Annotated in this window: 19 protein-coding genes; 3 read left to right on the top strand and 16 right to left on the bottom strand. The window is 73.8% G+C overall.

Features of this window, described 5'->3' with window-relative positions; all coding sequences use genetic code 11:
* The first annotated feature begins 34 nt into the window (after positions 1–34).
* Positions 35–1,396 (top strand): endonuclease/exonuclease/phosphatase family protein, encoded by a 1,362-nt coding sequence (locus tag VK640_10265; protein ID HTE73567.1) that lies wholly within the window; start codon positions 35–37, stop codon positions 1,394–1,396.
* A gap of 6 nt (positions 1,397–1,402) precedes the next feature.
* A complete protein-coding gene (locus VK640_10260) occupies positions 1,403–2,062 on the top strand; it encodes an O-methyltransferase (GenBank protein HTE73566.1) in 660 nt (219 codons plus the stop codon).
* A gap of 60 nt (positions 2,063–2,122) precedes the next feature.
* Here the strand turns inward: VK640_10260 and VK640_10255 are convergent, their stop codons facing one another.
* The 15 genes from VK640_10255 to pyrR form a co-directional block, all read right to left on the bottom strand.
* Positions 2,123–2,758: an HAD family phosphatase gene (locus VK640_10255; GenBank protein HTE73565.1), complete on the bottom strand. Its 636-nt coding sequence runs from the start codon at positions 2,756–2,758 to the stop codon at positions 2,123–2,125.
* Complete coding sequence (locus VK640_10250; GenBank protein HTE73564.1) at positions 2,755–4,800, bottom strand: primosomal protein N'; 2,046 nt, start codon at positions 4,798–4,800, stop codon at positions 2,755–2,757. Before VK640_10250 ends, VK640_10255 begins: the two co-directional genes overlap by 4 nt.
* Before the next feature lie 136 nt (positions 4,801–4,936).
* Positions 4,937–6,145: a methionine adenosyltransferase gene (gene metK / locus VK640_10245; protein HTE73563.1), complete on the bottom strand. Its 1,209-nt coding sequence runs from the start codon at positions 6,143–6,145 to the stop codon at positions 4,937–4,939.
* A gap of 82 nt (positions 6,146–6,227) precedes the next feature.
* Positions 6,228–7,535 (bottom strand): bifunctional phosphopantothenoylcysteine decarboxylase/phosphopantothenate--cysteine ligase CoaBC, encoded by a 1,308-nt coding sequence (coaBC, locus tag VK640_10240; protein ID HTE73562.1) that lies wholly within the window; start codon positions 7,533–7,535, stop codon positions 6,228–6,230.
* 13 nt (positions 7,536–7,548) lie between these two features.
* Positions 7,549–7,824: a DNA-directed RNA polymerase subunit omega gene (gene rpoZ / locus VK640_10235; protein HTE73561.1), complete on the bottom strand. Its 276-nt coding sequence runs from the start codon at positions 7,822–7,824 to the stop codon at positions 7,549–7,551.
* 90 nt (positions 7,825–7,914) lie between these two features.
* Positions 7,915–8,514, bottom strand: coding sequence for a guanylate kinase (gmk, locus tag VK640_10230; protein ID HTE73560.1), 600 nt, complete (start codon positions 8,512–8,514; stop codon positions 7,915–7,917).
* Positions 8,511–8,840: an integration host factor, actinobacterial type gene (mihF, locus tag VK640_10225; GenBank protein HTE73559.1), complete on the bottom strand. Its 330-nt coding sequence runs from the start codon at positions 8,838–8,840 to the stop codon at positions 8,511–8,513. The genes gmk and mihF overlap by 4 nt, the downstream gene beginning before the upstream one ends.
* A gap of 510 nt (positions 8,841–9,350) precedes the next feature.
* Positions 9,351–10,076 carry an orotidine-5'-phosphate decarboxylase gene (gene pyrF, locus VK640_10220; GenBank protein ID HTE73558.1) on the bottom strand — a complete coding sequence of 242 codons (726 nt, stop codon included), beginning with the start codon at positions 10,074–10,076 and terminating at the stop codon, positions 9,351–9,353.
* Positions 10,073–10,999 carry a dihydroorotate dehydrogenase gene (locus VK640_10215; GenBank protein HTE73557.1) on the bottom strand — a complete coding sequence of 309 codons (927 nt, stop codon included), beginning with the start codon at positions 10,997–10,999 and terminating at the stop codon, positions 10,073–10,075. Before VK640_10215 ends, pyrF begins: the two co-directional genes overlap by 4 nt.
* Positions 11,000–11,052: 53 nt before the next feature.
* Positions 11,053–11,970, bottom strand: coding sequence for a dihydroorotate dehydrogenase electron transfer subunit (locus VK640_10210; protein HTE73556.1), 918 nt, complete (start codon positions 11,968–11,970; stop codon positions 11,053–11,055).
* Positions 11,967–15,275, bottom strand: coding sequence for a carbamoyl-phosphate synthase large subunit (gene carB, locus VK640_10205; protein HTE73555.1), 3,309 nt, complete (start codon positions 15,273–15,275; stop codon positions 11,967–11,969). Before carB ends, VK640_10210 begins: the two co-directional genes overlap by 4 nt.
* Positions 15,275–16,393, bottom strand: a complete 1,119-nt coding sequence (carA, locus tag VK640_10200; GenBank protein HTE73554.1) for a glutamine-hydrolyzing carbamoyl-phosphate synthase small subunit — start codon at positions 16,391–16,393, stop codon at positions 15,275–15,277. The genes carB and carA overlap by 1 nt, the downstream gene beginning before the upstream one ends.
* A complete protein-coding gene (locus VK640_10195) occupies positions 16,393–17,697 on the bottom strand; it encodes a dihydroorotase (protein HTE73553.1) in 1,305 nt (434 codons plus the stop codon). The genes carA and VK640_10195 overlap by 1 nt, the downstream gene beginning before the upstream one ends.
* Positions 17,694–18,662 carry an aspartate carbamoyltransferase catalytic subunit gene (locus tag VK640_10190; GenBank protein ID HTE73552.1) on the bottom strand — a complete coding sequence of 323 codons (969 nt, stop codon included), beginning with the start codon at positions 18,660–18,662 and terminating at the stop codon, positions 17,694–17,696. Before VK640_10190 ends, VK640_10195 begins: the two co-directional genes overlap by 4 nt.
* Positions 18,659–19,318: a bifunctional pyr operon transcriptional regulator/uracil phosphoribosyltransferase PyrR gene (pyrR, locus tag VK640_10185; protein HTE73551.1), complete on the bottom strand. Its 660-nt coding sequence runs from the start codon at positions 19,316–19,318 to the stop codon at positions 18,659–18,661. Before pyrR ends, VK640_10190 begins: the two co-directional genes overlap by 4 nt.
* A gap of 310 nt (positions 19,319–19,628) precedes the next feature.
* Between pyrR and VK640_10180 the strand changes: the two genes are divergently transcribed.
* On the top strand, positions 19,629–20,117 hold the full coding sequence (locus VK640_10180; GenBank protein ID HTE73550.1) for a transcriptional regulator: 489 nt from the start codon (positions 19,629–19,631) through the stop codon (positions 20,115–20,117).
* Positions 20,118–20,212: 95 nt separating this feature from the next.
* On the opposite strand, the gene VK640_10175 is transcribed toward VK640_10180, so the two are convergent.
* On the bottom strand, positions 20,213–20,450 hold a 238-nt coding region (locus VK640_10175; GenBank protein ID HTE73549.1), incomplete at its 5' end, for a transcription antitermination factor NusB.

The following is a 20,450-nucleotide window of genomic DNA, read 5'->3' as shown; positions in this document are numbered from 1 at the left end:
GTCAGATAGGGCGATTCCGCAGCCAGGAGGACCCATGCTCACCACCCGACGTCGCGCCGCTCGGTCGGACGCGGTCCCGACCGTCTCGCCGGCCGGCACGTTGGCCACCGCGCCGGCCGTCGCGCTGGGCACCGCGCTGGCCGTCACGTTGGGCACCGCGCTGGCCGCCCTGACCACGCTGGCCGCCCCGCCCGCCGCCGGTGCGGGTCCCGAGCCGGTGCGGTTCTCCACGTTCAACGCCTCGCTCAACCGGTCCGCCGAGGGCGCCCTTGTGGCCGACCTCTCGACGACCACGAACGTCCAGGCCGCCAACGTGGCGGAGACGATCCAGCGGGTCCGGCCCGACGTCCTGCTGGTCAACGAGTTCGACTACGACGCCGCCGGGACCGCGCTGCGGCTGTTCCAGGACAATTACCTGTCCGTGCCGCACCACGGGTCGGTGCCGATCAGCTATCCCTACCGCTACAGCGCGCCGAGCAACACCGGCATCTCGTCCGGCTTCGACCTCAACAACAACGGCGTCACCGACACCACGCCGGGTGACAACGCCTACGGCGACGACTCGTTCGGCTTCGGCGTCTACCCCGGCCAGTACGGCATGGCGGTCTACTCCAGGTACCCGATCCGCACCGAGGCCGTCCGCACCTTCCAGACGTTCCTGTGGAAGGACATGCCCGGCGCGATGCTGCCGGACGACCCGGCCACCGCGGCCCCGGCCGACTGGTACTCCCCCGCCGAGCTCGATGTCTTCCGCCTGTCGTCGAAGAGCCACTGGGACGTGCCGCTGGACGTGGCCGGTCGCACGGTCCACTTCCTGGTCAGCCACCCGACCCCGCCGGTGTTCGACGGGCCGGAGGACCGCAACGGCACCCGCAACCACGACGAGATCCGGTTCTGGGCCGACTACGTCCGCCCCTCGCACTCGGGCTACATCTACGACGACGAGGGCGAAAGGGGCGGGCTCACACCCGGGGCGAGCTTCGTCATCGCCGGTGACCTGAACTCGGACCCCCTCGACGGGGACAGCGTGCCCGGCAGCACCCAGCAGCTGCTGGACGACCCGCGGGTCAACGCCAACCAGGCGCCGACCAGCGACGGCGGCCCCTGGGCGGCCGAGACGCAGGACGCGCTCAACCTCACGCACCGCTCCGACCCCGCGCAGGACACGGCCGACTTCTGCGACACCGCGGTGGCGCCGCCGTGCAGCGGGCCCGGCAACCTGCGGGCCGACTACGTCCTGCCCAGCAAGAACCTCCGGATCGTCGGCGGCGGCATCTTCTGGCCCACCGACGAGCAGCCGTACTTCTACCTCACGGGCCCGGGGTTCCCCGTCCCGACGTCGGACCACCGCGAGGTCTGGGTCGATGTCCGGGTGCCGGGGGCGGTCGCGAGGTAGCCACCGATGACCGACATCGACATCGCCGACCCCAGAGTCGAGCAGTACGCCGTCGAGCACACCAGCCGGGAGCCGGCGTGGTTCGCCACCGTTGCCGAGAACACCCGGGCGCGCACCACCGCGCCCGGGATGATGGTGGGGACGCTGGAGGGTCGGTTCCTCGCGGCGGTCGTGGCGATGCTGCAGCCGGCCCGGGTGCTCGAGATCGGCACCTTCACCGGCTACAGCGCGCTGTCGATGGCCGAGGCGCTGCCGCCGGGTGGGCACATCGTCACCTGCGACATCAGTGAGGAGCACGTCGCGATCGCCCGCGAGCACATCGCGGCGAGCCCCTACGCCGACCGGATCGAGATCCGGGTCGGCCCGGCCATCGAGACCGTCCAGACCTTGGACGGCCCGTTCGACCTGGTCTTCATCGACGCCGACAAGCCGGGCTACCTGGCCTACTACGAGGCCGTCCTGCCCAAGCTGGCGCCGGACGGGGTGATCCTCGCGGACAACGTGCTGTGGAGCGGTCGACTGGTCGACCCACCGACCGACGACGAGGACGACAGCACTCGCGCCCTGCGCGCGTTCAACGACCACGTGGTCGCCGACGATCGGGTCGAGGTGGTGATGCTGACCGTCCGCGACGGAGTGAGCCTCATCCGGCGACGGCGCGGCTGACCGGCCGGCGCGGCGTACGCACTGCGCCGCTGAGCCGGCGCGGCGTACGCACTGCGCCGCTCAGCCGGTGCGCCGCAGCCCCGACACACCCGCGCGGGCGAGGTCACGCCGCAGCTGGTCTGGGTCGGTGAAGACCACCCCGATCATCCCCGCAGCCCGGGCCGCCTCGACGTTGACCTCGCGGTCGTCGACGAAGACCGTGCCGGCCGGGTCGAGGCCGTGCCGCGACAGCAGCAGGTCGTAGAGCCGTGGATCCGGCTTGGCCAGCCGCTCCTCGCCCGACACGACGACCGCCTCGAACAGCCGCAGGAAGGCGAAGCGCTCGCGAGCGTGCGGGAACAGCTCGGCCGACCAGTTGGTCAGGGCGAGCAGCCGGACGCCAGCGCCGTGCAGCTCCTCGACCAGCCGGACGGTCCCGTCGATCACCCCGCCGAGGGTCTCCGAGAAGCGATCCGGGTAGGCGGCGAGCAGCTCCCGCCGGTGCGGGAACCGTGCCCCGTGGTCGGCCACCGCCTCGGCCCAGGTGCGCTCTCCAGCGTCGAGGGCGTGGTTCCAGGCGACGAAGTCGACCTCGTCGAAGAACTCCTCGATCTCCTCGTCCGAGCCGAGCAGGGTCCGGTAGAGCCGCCGGGGGTCCCAGTCGACGAGGACCCCGCCGAGGTCGAAGACCACCGCGTCGGCCTGCCGTGCGCTCACGCCACCTCCCTCGGGTCCACCTGGATGCGCACGCTGCCCGCGTCCTTGTGGGCGCTGCGCACGCCCGAACCGGCCCGCAGGACGGCGACCACCTGCCGACCGAGGCTGCGCGGGGCGCGGACGAGCAGCCTCTCCTGCCCGGCCTCGGCGGCCGGCACCGGCCCCAGTACGTCGGCCCCGTCGGGCAGCGCCGAGGCGGCGACCAGCGCCTGCAGGGCGGCCGGCTCGCCGGTGAGGGACACCATGAGGGCCTCCGGCGGCAGCCGCAGCGCAGCCCGGTCGGCGAGCTCACGGTCGGCGAAGGTCACCGGGTCCCACCGCACCAGCGCCTGCACGGCGGGGGCAGTCGACTCGGCGACGACGACCACTCGGCCGCCGTCAGGCCCGGGACGGACCAGGGCGGCCGCGCCCGCCCACCGGCGCAGCGCCTCCTCGGCGGCACGCAGGTCGGGCCGGTGCAGCAGCGCCCACCCGTCGAGCAGCAGCGCTGCGGCGTAACCGGTCTCCGCGACCGGCTCGGCTCCGGGGGTCGCCACGACCAGCGCGGGTTCCGGTCCCACGATGGTCAGCACGCCACCGGCGCTCGAGGTGCGCACGGGCGTTCGGGGGAACGCGCGGCCCAGCTCCTCCGCGGTACGTCCGGAGCCGACCGACGTCGCCCGCAGCCGGGTGCCGGAGCACGCCGGGCAGGACCAGGCCGTGGCGACGACGCCGCACCACCGGCAGGCCGGGGTGGAGCCGGCGGCCCCGGAGCCGAGGCGGCCGGCGCAGACAGCGCACCGGGCCGGTGCGCGACAGGTGGCGCAGGCCAGTCCAGGGACGTACCCCGCTCTCGGCACCTGCACGAGGACCGGCCCGTGCTGGAGCGCCTGCGCCGCGGTCCGCCAGGCCAGGGTCGGCAATCTTGCCGCCCGGCCGGTCGGGTCGCGCGGATCCACCTCGTCGCTGATCCCGCGCACGGACGGTGCCACCCGTCGCACCGTGTCGCGGGTGGCCGAGACGTCCTCGGCCCAGCCGGACCGGACGAGCGACGCCGCCTCCGCCGTGCGGGTGAAGCCGCCCACCACCAGGGCGGCGCCCTCCAGCCGGGAACGCATCGCGAGCACGGTGCGCACCTGCGGGTACGGCGCGCGCGGCTCGTCGTGCAGGTCGTCGCCGTCGTCCCAGACCACCGCCAGGCCCAGGTCGCGGACCGGCGCGAACATGGCGGCCCGGGTGCCGACCACCACCCGGGAATGGCCGCGGCGGACCGTCAGCCACCTCGCGTAGCGGGTCGACGGGCCGGCGTCGGCGGTCAGCACCGTCGCCGCCCCGGGACCCAGCACCTGGCCGACCGCGACGGCGACCCGGTCGACGTCGCGGTGGTCGGGGACGACGACCAGCGCACCGCGGCCCCCGGCGACGACAGTGGCGACCAGCGATGCGATCTCGTCCGGCCAGGTGGCGTCGGGCAGCGCCGACCAGACGGCGCGGGGGGCGCCACCCGCGTGCACCGCGTCCAGCAGCGCCGGCCCGCGGGGATAGCGGGCCCAGGGCCCCGGGTCCGGACGTGCCTGACCGGTCGCCGCGGGGGCCGACTCCTGCGCCTCGGCCCTCGCGTGCCGCGGCGGGACGGCGAGCCGCAGCACGTCGGCCATCGACCCGGCGTAGTGGTCGGCCACCTCGCGGGCCAGCCGGGCGATCTCGGAGCTGAGCACCGGCTCGGGCGAGACCACCTTGTGCACCGGGCCCAGCCTGCCTGGGTGCTCCGAGGTGTCGACCCGCTCGAGCAGGAAGCCGTCGACCAGCCGGCCGGCGAACCGCACGCGGACCCGGCACCCCGGCCGGGCCGACTCGGCCTGCTCGGCCGGCACGAGGTAGTCGAACGGCCGGTCCAGGTGCGGCAGCGGGACGTCGACGGCCACCCGGGCCACCGGGAGCACGGCTGCCGCCTCGATGGGTGGCTTCGGCGGTCGGGCCCGGGCCCGCCGGGCGGTCGAGCGCATCAGGGCGAGCTGCTCCCCCGCGGCACCGTGGTCGGCCTCAGCCGGATCGCCCGTCACGGACCCATCCCATCAGCCGCCCTGGACACCGGCTGGACCGCGGCAGATGCACCAGGACCGCGGCGAATTCGCCTCGGTTCGGGTGCATCGATCACGCTGGCGTGATCAATTCCGCAAGAGCAGCGTGGCCGGGGCGTCAGGCCTTGGCCGCCGACATCAGGTCGTCGACCCGGTCGGCGCGCTCCCAGGTGAAGTCGGGCAGCTCGCGGCCGAAGTGGCCGTAGGCCGCCGTCTGGCGGTAGATCGGCCGCAGCAGGTCGAGGTCGCGGATGATCGCGGCCGGGCGCAGGTCGAAGACCTCGGTGACGGCGTTCTGGATCCGGTCCACCGGCACGGTCTCGGTCCCGAACGTCTCCACGAAGAGCCCGACCGGGTGCGCCTTGCCGATCGCGTAGGCGACCTGCACCTCGCAGCGGCGGGCCAGCCCGGCGGCCACGACGTTCTTGGCGACCCAGCGCATCGCGTAGGCGGCCGAGCGGTCGACCTTGGACGGGTCCTTGCCGGAGAAGGCGCCGCCGCCGTGGCGGGCCATGCCGCCGTAGGTGTCGACGATGATCTTGCGCCCGGTAAGGCCGGCGTCGCCCATCGGGCCACCGATCTCGAACCGGCCGGTCGGGTTGACCAGCAGGAGGTAGCCGGCCGAGTCGATGTCCACGCCGTCGAGCACCGGCTTGACGACCTGCTCGGCGATGTCCGGCTCGAGCATCGACTCGAGGGCGATGTCCGACGCGTGCTGGCTGGACACGACCACGGTGTCGAGCCGGGCCGCGCGGTCCCCGTCGTACTCGATGGTGACCTGGGTCTTGCCGTCGGGGCGCAGGTAGGGCACCGCCCCGTCCTTGCGGACGCTCGCCAGCTGCTGGGCCAGCCGGTGGGCCAGCCAGATCGGCAGCGGCATCAGCTCGGGGGTGTCGTCGCACGCGTAGCCGAACATCAGGCCCTGGTCGCCCGCGCCCTGCCGGTCCAGCGGGTCATCCGAGATGTGATGGTTGTGGTCGCCCGTTCGGTGTTCGTAGGCGTCATCGACGCCCTGGGCGATGTCCTGCGACTGGCCGCCGATCGACACCGACACGCCGCACGAGTAGCCGTCGAAGCCCTTGGCCGACGAGTCGTAGCCGATGTCGAGCACCCGCTCGCGCACGATCGCCGGGATGTCGGCGTAGGTCGAGGTGGTCACCTCGCCCGCCACGTGCACCTGGCCGGTCGTGATCAGGGTCTCGACAGCGACCCGACTGCTCGGGTCGTCGGCGAGCAGCGCGTCCAGGATCGAGTCGCTGATCTGGTCGGCGATCTTGTCCGGGTGGCCCTCGGTGACGGACTCGGACGTGAAGAGGCGGCGGGACACGGTGCTCCTACGGGGGGTCGACTGCCGGTCGGCGGCGCCGGCGCAGGGGCCGGGGCGGCCGCACGAGTCTAGCGGTCCGGCGTCACGAGCCGGTCGTACGTCGTCGCTGGGACGCCGCGCTGCCCCACCGGGCCGCCACCAGGTCCCACACGACCTCGGCCAGCGCCTCCTTGCTGCCGAGGGGCACCGGGGTCTCGCTGCCGTCCGACCCGAGCACCACCGCGGCGTTCTGCCTGCCCTCGAACCCGGTCGGGTGCCCGGCCGCGCCCACCTCGTTGACCACGAGCAGGTCGCAGCCCTTGCGGGCCAGCTTGGCGCGGCCGTGCGCCAGGACGTCACCCTCCGCGTCGCCGGTCTCGGCCGCGAAGCCGACGACCACCTGGCCGGCGCGCCGGCGGGGCGCCGCGGCCAGCTCCGCGAGCACGTCCGGGTTGCGGACCAGCGCGATCTCGGTGGGCTCGCCGGCACCCTTCTTGAGCTTGGTGGTCGAGGTGTCTCGGGGCCGGAAGTCGGCCACGGCCGCGGCCATGACCACCGCGTCGGCCTCGGCCGCCGTCGCCAGCACCACGTCGCGCAGCTCCTCGGCCGACCCGACCGGCATCACGGTCACGCCCTGCGGCTCGGGGAGCGCGGTGTTGGCCGCGACCAGCACCACCTCGGCGCCGCGGGCGGCGGCGGTGTGAGCGAGGGCGTAACCCTGTCGGCCGCTGGACCGGTTGCCCAGGAAGCGCACCGGGTCGAGGTGCTCGCGGGTCCCGCCGGCGCTGACGACGAGCCGCCGCCCGGCCAGGTCGCGGTGGCCGGCGGACCTGGTCGCCGATCCGAGCAGCCGGGTCGCGGCGGCGAAGATCTCCTCGGGCTCCGGCAGCCGGCCCGGGCCGGTGTCGGCGCCGGTCAACCGTCCGGAGGCGGGCTCCAGGACGTGCACGCCTCGGGCTCGCAGGGTCTCGACGTTGGCCCGGGTGGCCGGGTGCTGCCACATCTCGGTGTGCATGGCCGGGGCCATCAGCACCGGGCAGGTGGCGGTGAGCAGCGTCGTGGTGAGCAGGTCGTCGGCGAGGCCGTGGGCCGCCTTGGCCACCAGGTCGGCGGTCGCCGGGGCCACGACGACCAGCTCGGCCGCGCGCCCGATCCGCACGTGCGGCACCTGCTCGACGTCGTCCCACACGCTGGCCGTGACGGGATGCCCTGACAGGGCGGCCCAGGTCGGCGCCCCCACGAACTCGAGGGCGGCGGCGGTCGGGACGACGCGGACGTCGTGCCCGCTCTCGGTCAGCAGCCGCAGCAGGTGGGCGACCTTGTAAGCCGCGATGCCGCCCCCGACGCCGAGGACAACTCCGACCCCCTCGCCGGCGGGCGCCGGAGGGACGTCCGGCGGCTGGTGCGCCACGACGGCCGCCCGGTCAGACCTCGGACTCGGTGTCGACCTTCTCCACGGTCAGCATGCCGGAGTTGATCTCGCGCATCGCGATGGACAGCGGCTTCTCGTGGACGTGGGTCTCGACCAGCGGTCCGACGTACTCGAGCAGGCCCTCGCCCAGCTGGGAGTAGTAGGCGTTGATCTGGCGGGCGCGCTTCGCGGCGTAGATGACCAGGCTGTACTTCGAGTCGGTCGCGGCGAGCAGCTCGTCGATCGGGGGGTTGGTGATGCCCTCAGGCGCGGCAACGGTCCCGGACACGGGTGGGCCTTCCGGTTGGAGAACTGACGTCAGTGGGTGGTCAGTGCGTGGTCGTGGTGCAGAGGTGCAGGTCAGGACCACGTGCGTTCGTCACGCGGTACCCGTCAAGGCTAACAGGCGGGCGACCACGTCCGGCACGCTCGTGTTGACCATCGTCAGGTCGAACTCCCCCTCGGCGGCCAGCTCCTCCCGGGCGACCGCGAGCCGTCGCTCGACGACGTCGGGCGGCTCGGTGCCCCGGCCGGTGAGCCGGCGCACCAGCTCGTCCCAGCTGGGCGGGGTCAGGAACACCAGCCGGGCGTCGGGCATCGCGCACCGCACCTGGCGGGCTCCCTGCAGGTCGATCTCGAGCAGGACCGGGTGCCCGGCGACCAGGTGGTCGTCGACCGGGGCCCGCGGCGTGCCGTAGCGGTTGCCGGCGAACTCCGCCCACTCCAGGAAGCCGTCCTCGGCGACCAGCTCGTCGAACCGCTCGCGGCTCACGAAGCGGTAGTGCACGCCGTCGACCTCGCCGGGCCGGGGGAACCGCGTGGTGGCCGACACGGACACCCACAGCTGCGGGTGGTGGGTCCGCAGCTCGCGCACGACCGTGCTCTTGCCGACGCCCGACGGCCCCGAGAGGACGACCAGCCGAGCCCGCTCGTCCGGCGCTTTGTCATCTGTCGCGCCGTGAGCGGCGGGCGTGCTCAGGCGCTGCCGCCGAACTCCCGCTCCAGGGCCGCCATCTGCTGGGCGCCCAACCCGCGGACCCGGCGGCTCTCGGAGATGCCGATCTCCTCCATGATCTTGCGGGCGCGCACCTTGCCGACGCCGGGCAGCGACTCGAGGACCGAGGCAACCTTCATCTTCCCGACGATGTCGTTGCCGCCCTCGCGGCTGCCCTCCTTGAGCACCTCGATCAGCGAGGCACCCGAGTGCTTGAGCCGGTTCTTCACCGCGGCCCGCTCGCGTCGGGCGATCGCAGCCTTCTCGAGGGCTGCCGCCCTCTGCTCAGGGGTCAGCGGGGGCAGTGCCACGTGCAGTCACCTCGGCGTCAGTGCGTGCAGACAGATGGTCCAGGCCAAGCGCGTACAGGTCAGGAACCTAGCGACACAGCCGCGCACTGGGCAATGCGGGTCGGGCACTCGGCGCGGGTCTGCGGCGCGTCGGCGCCGGACTCGGTACGAACGTCGGACCACCGACCTCCACCGGTCGTCCGACCTACGGCCCCGGACGTCCGGTCGGTTCGCGCGTACAGAGGGAGGGACACGGCGCACGCCGAGTCCGGGTCAGCGACGGCCTCGACGTCGTCCGGCGACCCGACTTCCCTGCTCGACCCGGCGATCGCCCGCGACGTCGCCCGCGCCGACCTGGTGTGGGCCCGCATCGGCACGATGGCGGTCACCGAGCGGGCCGCACCGGCGACGACGAGATGTGGGGCGGTTTCCAGCTGCTGGCCAAGCTGCACGCGACCGAGACGGCGGCGGCCGACCGGGCTGCCGGTGCCATCGAGCTCGAGGCCGACGGCCCTCGCGACTGAGCGGCGCTCAGGCGGCCAGCACCGCCGCGAGGTCGCGGGCCGCGGCTGCCACCTGGGTCAGGTCGCCTGCTCCGGTGACCGGCCGGCCGACGACCAGCAGGTCGGCCCCGTCCGCGAGCGCCTGCTCGGCGGTGGCCACCCTGGCCTGGTCGTCCCCGGTGCTGCCCGCCCCACCGGCCGAGGGGCGTACGCCCGGCGTGATCAGCCGCACGCCGGGACCGACCTCGCGGCGTACCGCCGCCACCTCCAGCGGGGAGCACACCAGCGCCCGCGCGCCGCCCGAGACGGCGAGCACGGCGAGACGCCGGACGGTGTCCAGCGGCGAGCCGGCGAAGCCGACCGCGGCCAGCTGCTCGGCGGACATCGAGGTGAGGACGGTGACGCCGGCGACGATCGTCGCGGGCAGCGCCTCGGCGGCGGCGCGCACCATGTCGGCCCCGCCGCTCGCGTGGACGGTCAGGTAGGCCGGCGCCAGGTCGGCGACCGACCGGGCCGCGCCGGCCACCGTGTTGGGGATGTCGTGCAGCTTGAGATCGAGGAAGACGTCGCGCCCGCCGCTCGCCTCGCGGCAGGCCAGGACGGCCTCCCGGCCGTGCCGGAGGTAGAGCTGCAGGCCGACCTTGACGGTGCTCACGTGCGGGCCGGCGGCGGTCGCCCAGCCGACGGCGGTCTCGAGGTCGGGCGCATCCAGGGCGACGGCGACCGGGGCGAGGGCGACCGGGGCGGTGGTCACGACGCCTCCGGCGGCCGGTGGGCGTACCCCACGGCCTCGCGCAGGCTGCTGAAGCCGCGGTCGGTCAGGCCCCGGGCGAGCTCGCGCAGGACGCGCATCGGGGCGCCGGGGTCGCCGAACACGGCGGTGCCGACCGACACGGCCGACGCGCCGGCAAGGACCATCTCGAGGGCGTCGAGGCCGGAGCGGAGCCCGCCCATGCCGATCAGGGGCACGTGCGGGAGGGCCGCGTGGACCTGCCAGACGCACCGCACGGCGACCGGCTTGACAGCCGGGCCGGACAGACCTCCGGTGACCCCGCCGAGGACCGGCCGCATCGTGTCGAGGTCGAGCGCCATGCCGAGCAGCGTGTTGATCAGGGACAGCCCGTCGGCGCCGGCGTCGACGCACGCCCGGGCGATGTCGACGATGTCGGTGACGTCCGGCGAGAGCTTGGCGAAGACCGGGACCGACGGGGCGGTGTGTCGCCGGACCGCGCCGACCACGTCGGCCGAGGCGGTCGGGCTGCAGGCGAAGACCAGGCCCCGGTCGGCGACGTTGGGGCAGGAGATGTTGACCTCGAGGGCCGCCAGCCCGGGAGCGCCGCGCAGCCGGCGGGCCAGCTCGGCGAACTCCTCGACGCTGCCGCCGGCGATCGACACCACCGCGCGCGCCCCGTGCTCGTGCAGCCAGGGCAGGTCGTGCTCCAGGAAGTGGTCGATGCCGGGACCTTGCAGGCCGATCGAGTTGAGCATGCCGCTCGGGGTCTCGGCCATCCGCGGCGTCGACCGCCCCGAGCGGGCCGCCAGCATGATCGACTTGGTGACGACGGCTCCGAGCCCCGCGACGTCGAAGAACTGGTGCAGCTCGCGGCCGGCGGCGGCGCAGCCGGACGCGGTCAGCACCGGGTTGGGCAGCGACAGCCCGCCGAGGTCGGCGGTCAGGTCGCAGTCGGGCTGGGTCACCCGCGGTGCGTCGACGGTGCGGACGGTGAAGCTCACCGGACGCCTCCTTCCGTTGCCACTGCCTGCCCTCCGGTCCCGGTCGCCGCGGGCGCGCCGACCGTCTCCGGCGGCACGGTGCCGACGTCGTCCCAGCGCACCCGCTCGCCGGCGAAGACCGGGCCCTCGACGCACGACCGCACCATGCGGGTCTGCCCGTCGTCGCCGACCACCGGCAGCACGCAGGTCATGCACACCCCGATGCCGCAGGCCATCGACTCCTCGACGGCGCACTGCGACGGGACGCCGTGGGTGGCGGCGAGGCGGCTGACCGCGCGCAGCATGCCCATCGGACCGCAGGCGTAGACGACGTCGGTGCCGGCGCGGGCCATCAGCTCGGGCAGCACGTCGGTCACGACGCCGCGGGTGCCGGTCGAGCCGTCGACCGTGGTGACCGCGACGGTGGCCGCCATCCGCTTGGCGTCGAGGGCGCCGAAGAGGCGGTCCGCGCTCGCCGCGCCGAGCACGAAGTCGACCCGGCAGCCGCGCTTGTGCAGCGCCTCGGCCAGCCCGAAGAGCGGGGCGCTGCCGTAGCCGCCGCCGACCAGCGTCGCCGAGGCGCCACCGTCGCGCGGCAGCGAGAAGGGCTTGCCCAGCGGGCCGACGACGTCGACCGGGGTGTGCGGGTGCTGCCCGGCCAGCCACCGGGTGCCCGCCCCGTGGACGCCGACGACGACGTCGACGGTGCCGCCGTAGACCCCAGTCGCCCGCGACTGGTAGATCGAGAAGGCCCGGCGCAGGATCAACCCGGTGCGCTCGCCACCGACCGCCAGGGCGACGAAGTGCCCCGGTCTGGCCCGCTCGGCGATGCCCGGGGCAACCAGCGTCAGGTGGTGGTAGGCGCCGACCCTGCGGCTCGCCAGGATCTCGCCGCTGACCTGGAGCGGCCGGGTCTGGGTCGCGCTGTCAGTCACGGGCGGGCTCCATGGAGGGCGGCCGTCCAGTCCTGGATCGACCGGACGTCCAACGCGCCGCGGCCGAGCGCCTCGATGCCCTGCACCGCCGCGGCGAGCTCCTGGACCGTCGTGATGATCGGCCGGTCCATCGCGACGGCCGCCGACCGGATCTCGTAGCCGTCGGCGCGGGCCCGGCTGCCCGACGGCGTGTTGACCACCATGTCCACCTCGCCCGCGAGGATCCGGTCGACGACGGTGGGCTCACCGTCCGGACCCGGCCCCGCGCTGTGCTTGCGCACGACCGTGGCCTCGACCCCGTTGCGGCGCAGCACGTCGGCCGTCCCCTCGGTGGCGAGCACCTGGAAGCCGAGGTCGGCGAGCCGCTTCATCGGGAAGATCATCGCTCGCTTGTCGCGGTTGGCCATCGACACGAAGACCGCGCCCTTGGTCGGGAGGCCGCCGTACGCCGCGGCCTGGCTCTTGGCGAAGGCCGTCCCGAACGCGGCGTCGATGCCCATGACCTCGCCGGTGGAGCGCATCTCAGGCCCGAGGATGTGGTCGACGCCCCGGCCCTCCACGGTGCGGAACCGCTTGAACGGCAGCACGGCCTCCTTGACCGCGACCGGCATCGGCCCGGCTCCGGTGGGCGGCAGGTCGGCGCCGTCGCCGCTCGCCGGCAGCAGCGCCTCCGCGCGCAGCTCGGCGACGGTCGCGCCGAGCATCACCCGGGCGGCCGCCTTGGCCAGCGGCACGCCGGTCGCCTTGGACACGAACGGCGCCGTCCGGGAGGCCCGCGGGTTGGCCTCGAGGACGTAGAGCACCCCGGCGGCAAGGGCGAACTGCACGTTGAGCAGGCCGCGCACGCCGATGCCCTCGGCGAGCGCCCGGGTGTGCTCGCGGACCCGCTCGACCTCCTCGCGGCCCAGGGTCACCGGCGGCAGCACGCAGGCCGAGTCGCCGGAGTGGATGCCGGCCTCCTCGATGTGCTCCATCACGCCGCCGACGTAGAGCTCCTGGCCGTCGAAGAGCGCGTCGACGTCGATCTCGACCGCGTCGTCGAGGAACCGGTCGACCAGCACCGGCCGGTCGGCCGACACCTCGGTCGCCTCGGCCATGTAGGTCGCGAGCTGGTCGTCGTCGTAGACGATCTCCATGCCTCGGCCGCCGAGGACGTAGGACGGCCGGACCAGTACGGGGTAGCCGATGGTGGCCGCCACCCGCCGGGCCCCCTCGAAGGACGTCGCGGTGCCGTGCTTGGGCGCCACCAGGGCGGCGCCTTCGAGCACCTCGGAGAACTGCTGACGGTCCTCGGCCCGGTGGATCGCCTCGGGGCTGGTGCCCACGATCGGCACGCCGGCCTCCTTGAGCCGCTGCGCCAGGCCGAGCGGGGTCTGGCCGCCGAGCTGCACGACGACGCCGACGACCGGGCCGGCCGTCTGCTCGGCGTGCACCACCTCGAGCACGTCCTCGAGGGTGAGCGGCTCGAAGTACAGCCGGTCGCTGGTGTCGTAGTCGGTCGAGACCGTCTCGGGGTTGCAGTTGACCATCACGGTGCGGTAGCCCTGCGAGCGCAGCGCGAAGGACGCGTGCACGCACGAGTAGTCGAACTCGATGCCCTGACCGATCCGGTTGGGGCCGCTGCCCAGGATCAGCACCGCCGGCTCGACCCGCGGCGCCACCTCGGTCTCCTCGTCGTAGGACGAGTAGTGGTAGGGCGTCAGCGCGGCGAACTCGGCCGCGCAGGTGTCGACGGTCTTGAACACCGGCCGGATGCCCAGAGCGTGCCGCACACCGCGCACCACGTCCTCGGGCATCCCGCGCAGCCGGCCGATCTGCACGTCGGCGAAGCCGTGCCGCTTGGCCCGCGCCAGCAGGTCACGGTCGAGCTCCTTGGCGTCCTGCACCTCGGCGGCGACCTCGTTGAGCAGCTCGACCTGGTCGAGGAACCAGGGGTCGATGCCGGTCGCGTCGTGCAGCTCCTCGACGGTCGCGCCGGCCCACAGCGCCTGCTGCACGTCGCGCAGCCGCCCGTCGTGCGGCACCGCCGCCCGCGCCACGATGTCGGCCGCCGGCTCGTCACCGGGGCGCGCCGGCCAGTCGAAGGGCGCGTCGCCGCGCTCCAGCGACCGCAGCGCCTTCTGCAGCGCCTCGGTGAAGGACCGGCCGATCGCCATCGCCTCGCCGACGCTCTTCATGTGCGTGGTCAGTGTCGGGTCGGCCCCGGGGAACTTCTCGAAGGAGAAGCGCGGCACCTTCACCACGACGTAGTCCAACGTCGGCTCGAAGGACGCCGGGGTCTCGCGGGTGATGTCGTTGGGGATCTCGTCGAGGGTGTAGCCGATCGCCAGCTTGGCGGCGATCTTGGCGATCGGGAAGCCGGTCGCCTTCGACGCCAGCGCCGAGGACCGCGACACCCGAGGGTTCATCTCGATGACGATGACCCGGCCGGTCGTCGGCTCGACGGCGAACTGGATGTTGCAGCCACCGGTGTCCACCCCGACCGCGCGGATGACGTCGATCGAGATGTCGCGCAGCCGCTGGTACTCGCGGTCGGTGAGCGTCATCGCGGGCGCGACGGTGACCGAGTCGCCGGTGTGGACGCCCATCGGGTCGAGGTTCTCGATCGAGCAGACCACCACGACGTTGTCGGCCTTGTCGCGCATCAGCTCGAGCTCGTACTCCTTCCAGCCGAGGATCGACTCCTCGAGGAGCACCTCGGTCGTGGGGCTGGCCTGCAGGCCGGCCGCGGCCATCCGCCGCAGCTGCGTCTCGTCGCGGGCCAGGCCGGAGCCGGCGCCGCCCATCGTGAAGGACGGCCGCAGCACCAGCGGGTAGCCCAGGTCCTCGGCCGCTGCGACGCAGTCCTCGACGTTGCGCCCGATCGTGCTGCGGGCCGACTCGGCACCGATGGTCGCCACGATCTCCTTGAACCGCTCGCGGTCCTCCCCGGCCTGGATGGCGTCGACGTTCGCACCGATCAGCTCGACGCCGTACTCCTCGAGGACGCCCGCCTCGTGCAGTGCGATCGCGGTGTTGAGCGCGGTCTGCCCACCGAGGGTGGCGAGCAGCGCGTCGGGCCGCTCCTTCTCGATCACCTTGGTGACGATCTCGGGCGTGATCGGCTCGATGTAGGTCGCGTCGGCGAACTCGGGGTCGGTCATGATCGTCGCCGGGTTGCTGTTGACCAGGACGACCCGCAGGCCCTCCTCGCGCAGCACCCGGCAGGCCTGGGTGCCCGAGTAGTCGAACTCGCAGGCCTGCCCGATCACGATCGGGCCGGAGCCGATGACCAGCACGCTGCTGATGTCGTCACGGCGGGGCATCAGGCGGCCGTCCTCTCGAGGAGCGCGCAGAAGCGGTCGAAGAGGTACGCCGCGTCGTGCGGACCGGCGGCGGCCTCGGGGTGGTACTGCACCGAGAAGGCCGGCACGTCGAGGCAGCGCAGCCCCTCCACCACGTCGTCGTTGAGGCAGACGTGGCTGACCTCGGCGGCCCCGAAGGGCGTCTCGAAGCTGCCCTCACGTGGCGCGTCGACCGCGAAGCCGTGGTTGTGCGCGGTCACCTCGACCCGACCCGTCGCGCGGTCCTGGACCGGCTGGTTGATGCCACGGTGGCCGTAGCGCAGCTTGTACGTCGTCAGCCCGAGCGCCCGGCCCAGCACCTGGTTGCCGAAGCAGATGCCGAAGACCGGCACGCCGCGGCCCAGCAGGTCGGCCGTCAGCGCGACGGCCCGGTCGGCGGTCGCCGGGTCGCCGGGCCCGTTGGACAGGAAGACCCCGTCGGCCGCGGTGGCCAGCACCTGCTCGGCGGTCGAGGTCGCGGGCAGCACGTGGGTCTCGACGCCCCGCTCGGCCAACCGGTGCGGCGTCATCGCCTTGATGCCAAGGTCGAGGGCGGCCACCGTGAAGCGGCGCGGGCCGCCGACCGGCTCGACGACGTACGGCTGCTTCGTGGTGACCTCGCCGGTGAGGTCGGCACCGGCCATCGCCGGCGCGTCCTGGACCCGCGCCAGGAACGACGCCTCGTCGGTGTCCAGCGACGTGATGCCCACTCGCATCGCGCCGCGCTCGCGCAGGTGCCTCGTCAGGGCGCGGGTGTCGACACCGCTGACGCCCACGACACCTTGGCTCGCGAGCTCCTCCCCCAGCGACCGGCACGACCGCCACGACGACGGCCGGCGGGCCGGGTCGCGCACGACGTAGCCACTCACCCAGATCCGCGCCGACTCGGGGTCCTCGTCGTTGACGCCGGTGTTGCCGACGTGCGGTGCAGTCATCACGACGACCTGGCGGTGGTAGGACGGGTCGGTCAGCGTCTCCTGGTAGCCGGTCATCCCGGTCGAGAAGACCGCCTCGCCGAAGGTCTCCCCCACCGCGCCGTAGGCCTCGCCGCGGAACGACCGGCCGTCCTCGAGCACCAGCAGCGCCGGGGTGCCCGGCATCAGGCCAGCTTCCCGTCGAGTACGGTCGGCCGGCCGCGCAGGAAGGTGGCGACCACCGTGCCCGGCAGCGTGCGCCCGGCGTAGGGGGTGTTGCGCGACCGCGAGGCCAGCGCGAACGGGTCGATCTCGCGCCGGGCGGCCGGGTCGATGAGCACCAGGTTGGCCGGCGCACCCGCCTCCAGCGGCCGGCCGTGGTCGTCGACCCGCCCGATGCGGGCCGGCCGGGTCGACATCCGGTCGGCGACCCCGGCCCAGTCCAGCAGCCCGGTCTCGACCATCGCCTCCTGCACGACCGACAGCGCGGTCTCCAGGCCGAGCATCCCCACGGCCGCCGCAACCCACTCGCAGTCCTTGTCCTCGTGCGAGTGCGGCGCGTGGTCGGTGGCGACCGCGTCGATGGTTCCGTCGGCGAGCGCCTCGCGCAGCGCGGCGACGTCGTCGGCGGTGCGCAGCGGCGGGTTGACCTTGAAAGTCGGGTCGTACGTCGCTGCCAGCTCGTCAGTCAGCAGCAGGTGGTGCGGCGTAACCTCGGCGGTCACGTTCCAGCCCTTCGACTTGGCCCACCGCAGGATCTCGACCGAGCCGGCCGTCGACACGTGGCAGAGGTGCAGCCGCGAGCCGACGTGGGCTGCGAGCAGCACGTCGCGGGCAATGATCGCCTCCTCGGCGACCGCCGGCCAGCCCTGCAGCCCGAGGACCCCGGAGAGCTCGCCCTCGTTCATCTGGGCGCCCTCGGTGAGCCGCGGCTCCTGCGCGTGCTGCGCGACGACGCCGCCGAAGGCCTTGACGTACTCGAGGGCGCGCCGCATCAGCACCGCGTCGCTCACGCACTTGCCGTCGTCGGAGAAGACCCTGACCCGGGCGGCGCTGTCGGCCATCGCGCCGAGCTCGGCGAGCCGCTCGCCGCCGAGCCCGACGGTGACGGCACCGACCGGGCGCACGTCGCAGTGCCCGGCCTCGCGGCCCAGCCGCCAGACCTGCTCGACCACACCCGCCGTGTCGGCGACCGGGTCGGTGTTGGCCATCGCGTGCACGGCGGTGAAGCCGCCGAGAGCCGCGGCTGCCGTGCCGGTGTCGACCGTCTCGGCGTCCTCGCGGCCTGGCTCGCGCAGGTGGGTGTGCAGGTCGACCAGCCCGGGCAGCGCGACCAGCCCGTCGGCGTCGACGACCTCGGCGCCGGCCCGGTCCAGACCCGCCCCGACCTCGCTTACCGCACCGTCCTCGAGCAGCAGGTCGGCCGGCTCACCGCCGAGCAGCCGGGCACCCCTGACGACGTACGTCTGTCCGCTGCGTGCGCCGCTCACGCCGGCACCGCCTCTCCGGAGCCGCTGAGCAACAGGTAGAGCACTGCCATCCGCACGCTGACGCCGTTGGTGACCTGCTCGACGATCGTCGACCGTGCTGAGTCGGCCACCTCTGCGGCGATCTCCATGCCGCGGTTCATCGGGCCCGGGTGCATGACGATCGCGTGGTCGGGCAGCTGCGCCATCCGCGCGCCGTCGAGGCCGTAGCGGCGGGAGTACTCGCGCGAGCTCGGAAAGAACCCTCCCCCCTCCAGGTTCATCCGCTCCCGCTGCACCCGCAGCATCATCACGACGTCGCTCTTGGCGAGCTCGCCGTCGAGGTCGTAGGAGGTCGAGCACGGCCAGGTGTCGACGCCGACCGGCAGCAGCGTCGGCGGCGCGACGAGGGTGACCTCAGCGCCGAGCGTGTGCAGAAGCAGCACGTTGGAGCGGGCGACGCGCGAGTGCAGGACGTCGCCGACGATCGTGACGCGGCGGCCCGCGAGATCGGTGCCCGTCGCGATGTCGTGGCCGTTGAGCCGCCGCCGCATGGTGAAGGCGTCGAGCAGCGCCTGGGTCGGGTGCTCGTGGGTGCCGTCGCCCGCGTTGACGACCGACCCTCGGATCCAGCCGGAGTGCGCCAGCCGGTGCGGAGCCCCCGACGCGTGGTGCCGGACGACGACGGCGTCGGCTCCCATCGCCTCGAGGGTCAGCGCGGTGTCCTTGAGGCTCTCGCCCTTTGACACGCTCGAGCCCTTGGCGGCGAAGTTGATGACGTCGGCCGAGAGGCGCTTGGCCGCGGCCTCGAAGGAGATCCGGGTGCGCGTCGAGTCCTCGAAGAAGAGGTTGACGACGGTGCGGCCGCGCAGGGTCGGCAACTTCTTGATCGGCCGGTCGGCCAGCCGGGCGAGCTCTTCGGCGGTGTCCAGCACGAGGAGGGCGTCGTCGCGGGTCAGGTCCGCGGCCGAGAGCAGGTGCGACTTCACCGGGCCACCTCCGGGCGTACGTCCGACCGGTGCTGGGCTGGGGATCCGGGAGGCGGCGGCCCGCCCTCGATGACGACCGCGTCGGAGCCGTCGCGCTCCTCGAGCAGCACGCGGACCCGCTCGCCCGCGGAGGTCGGGAGGTTCTTGCCGACGTAGTCGGCGCGGATCGGCAGCTCGCGGTGCCCCCGGTCGACGAGGACGGCGAGCTGGACCCGGCTGGGCCGGCCGTGGTCGTTGAGCGAGTCGAGGGCGGCCCGGATGGTCCGGCCGGAGAAGAGGACGTCGTCGACCAGCACGACCGTGCGCCCGTCGACGCCCTCGGGCGGCAGGTCGGTGTGCTCGAGGGTCCGCGCCGGGTGCAGGCGGAGGTCGTCGCGGTACATCGTCACGTCGAGCGCACCGACCGGGACCGCGGAGCCCTCCACCTCGGCGATCCTGGCCGCCAGCCGGTGCGCCAGGGGCACGCCGCGGGACGGGATGCCGAGCAGGACCAGGCCGTCGGCGCCCTTGTTGCGCTCGAGGACCTCGTGGGCGATGCGGGTCAGCGCCCGCGCGATGTCGGCCGTCTCCAGGACGGTCCTGCGGCTTGCGGGGCTCTGGCTGCCAGAGGTGGTGCCTGCCGCGCTCGGGGGCGCCGGCGTCGGGGTAGGCGTCATCGCCGACCGACCTCCTTCCCCGCCTCTCAGGACGGGTCGTTAAAGGACGTCTCGCTGTCCCGGCCAACCTAGCAGTGCGCGGTGCCGCCGCGGCCGACCGCAGCACTGACTCGCCGGTCCGCGGTGTCGGACTCGCCGGTCCGCGCCGCGAGGGTGCGCCGATCGGGTGGGTCAATGATTCGCAAAGAAAACTGGTCACGCTGCGTAACGTCACGCTGCGTCACCGCGATAAGCGGGTGATCCCCTCGTCCGGGGGACGTGGGACAGATGCGGTCACGACCGGTGACCGGGGCAGAGGGGGCAGCGCCAGATGCCGACCGAGTACGCACGTGCCCTGGGGAGCCGCCTGCGGGCGATCCGCACCCAGCAGGGCCTCTCTTTGCACGGGGTCGAGGAGAAGTCCGACGGGCGGTGGAAGGCCGTCGTGGTCGGCTCCTACGAGCGCGGCGACCGCGCGGTGACCGTGCAGCGTCTGGCCGAGCTGGCCGACTTCTACGCCGTGCCGGTCTCGGAGCTGCTGCCGGACAGCACCCCGCTCGGCGCCGCGGAGCCGCCGCCGCGGCTGATCATCGACCTGGAGAAGCTGCAGGTCGTCCCGGCCGAGAAGGCCGGCCCGCTGGCCCGCTACGCGGCGACCATCCAGGCCCAGCGCGGCGACTACAACGGCCGGGTGCTCTCGATCCGGCAGGAGGACCTTCGCACGCTGGCGGTCATCTACGACGAGACCCCCTCGCAGCTCACCGAGCAGCTCATCACCTGGGGCGTCCTCAACCCGGAGGCCCGCCGCGCCCTCGACTGACGCTCGGCCCGTGGCCGCCGCCCCTCACGGACATGATCAGGTCAGCGTGATCGATGCACCCGGACCGCGGCGAACTCGGCGCGAGTCGGGTGCAATCACCGCGGTCCGGGGGTCCCGGCCGGCGGCACGGACTCCGACATCAGCTCCTCGGTGGGCCCGGTCGGCCCGGTCGGCTCCGTCGGCTCGCTTGGCTCCGTCGGCTCGGTCTCGGGCTCGGCGGTGAGCTCCGGCTTCAGGTCGAGCAGCCGGCCCAGCAGCCCGTTGACGAAGGCCGGCGACTCGTCGGTCGACAGCGACCGGGCCAGGGTGACCGCCTCGTCGATGACGACGGCG

It is taken from the genome of Actinomycetes bacterium (assembly GCA_035489715.1).
Lineage (GTDB): Bacteria > Actinomycetota > Actinomycetes > JACCUZ01 > JACCUZ01 > DATHAP01.
The sequence above is the reverse complement of the archived record's forward strand: the minus strand, read 5'-3'. Positions and strand labels throughout refer to the sequence as shown.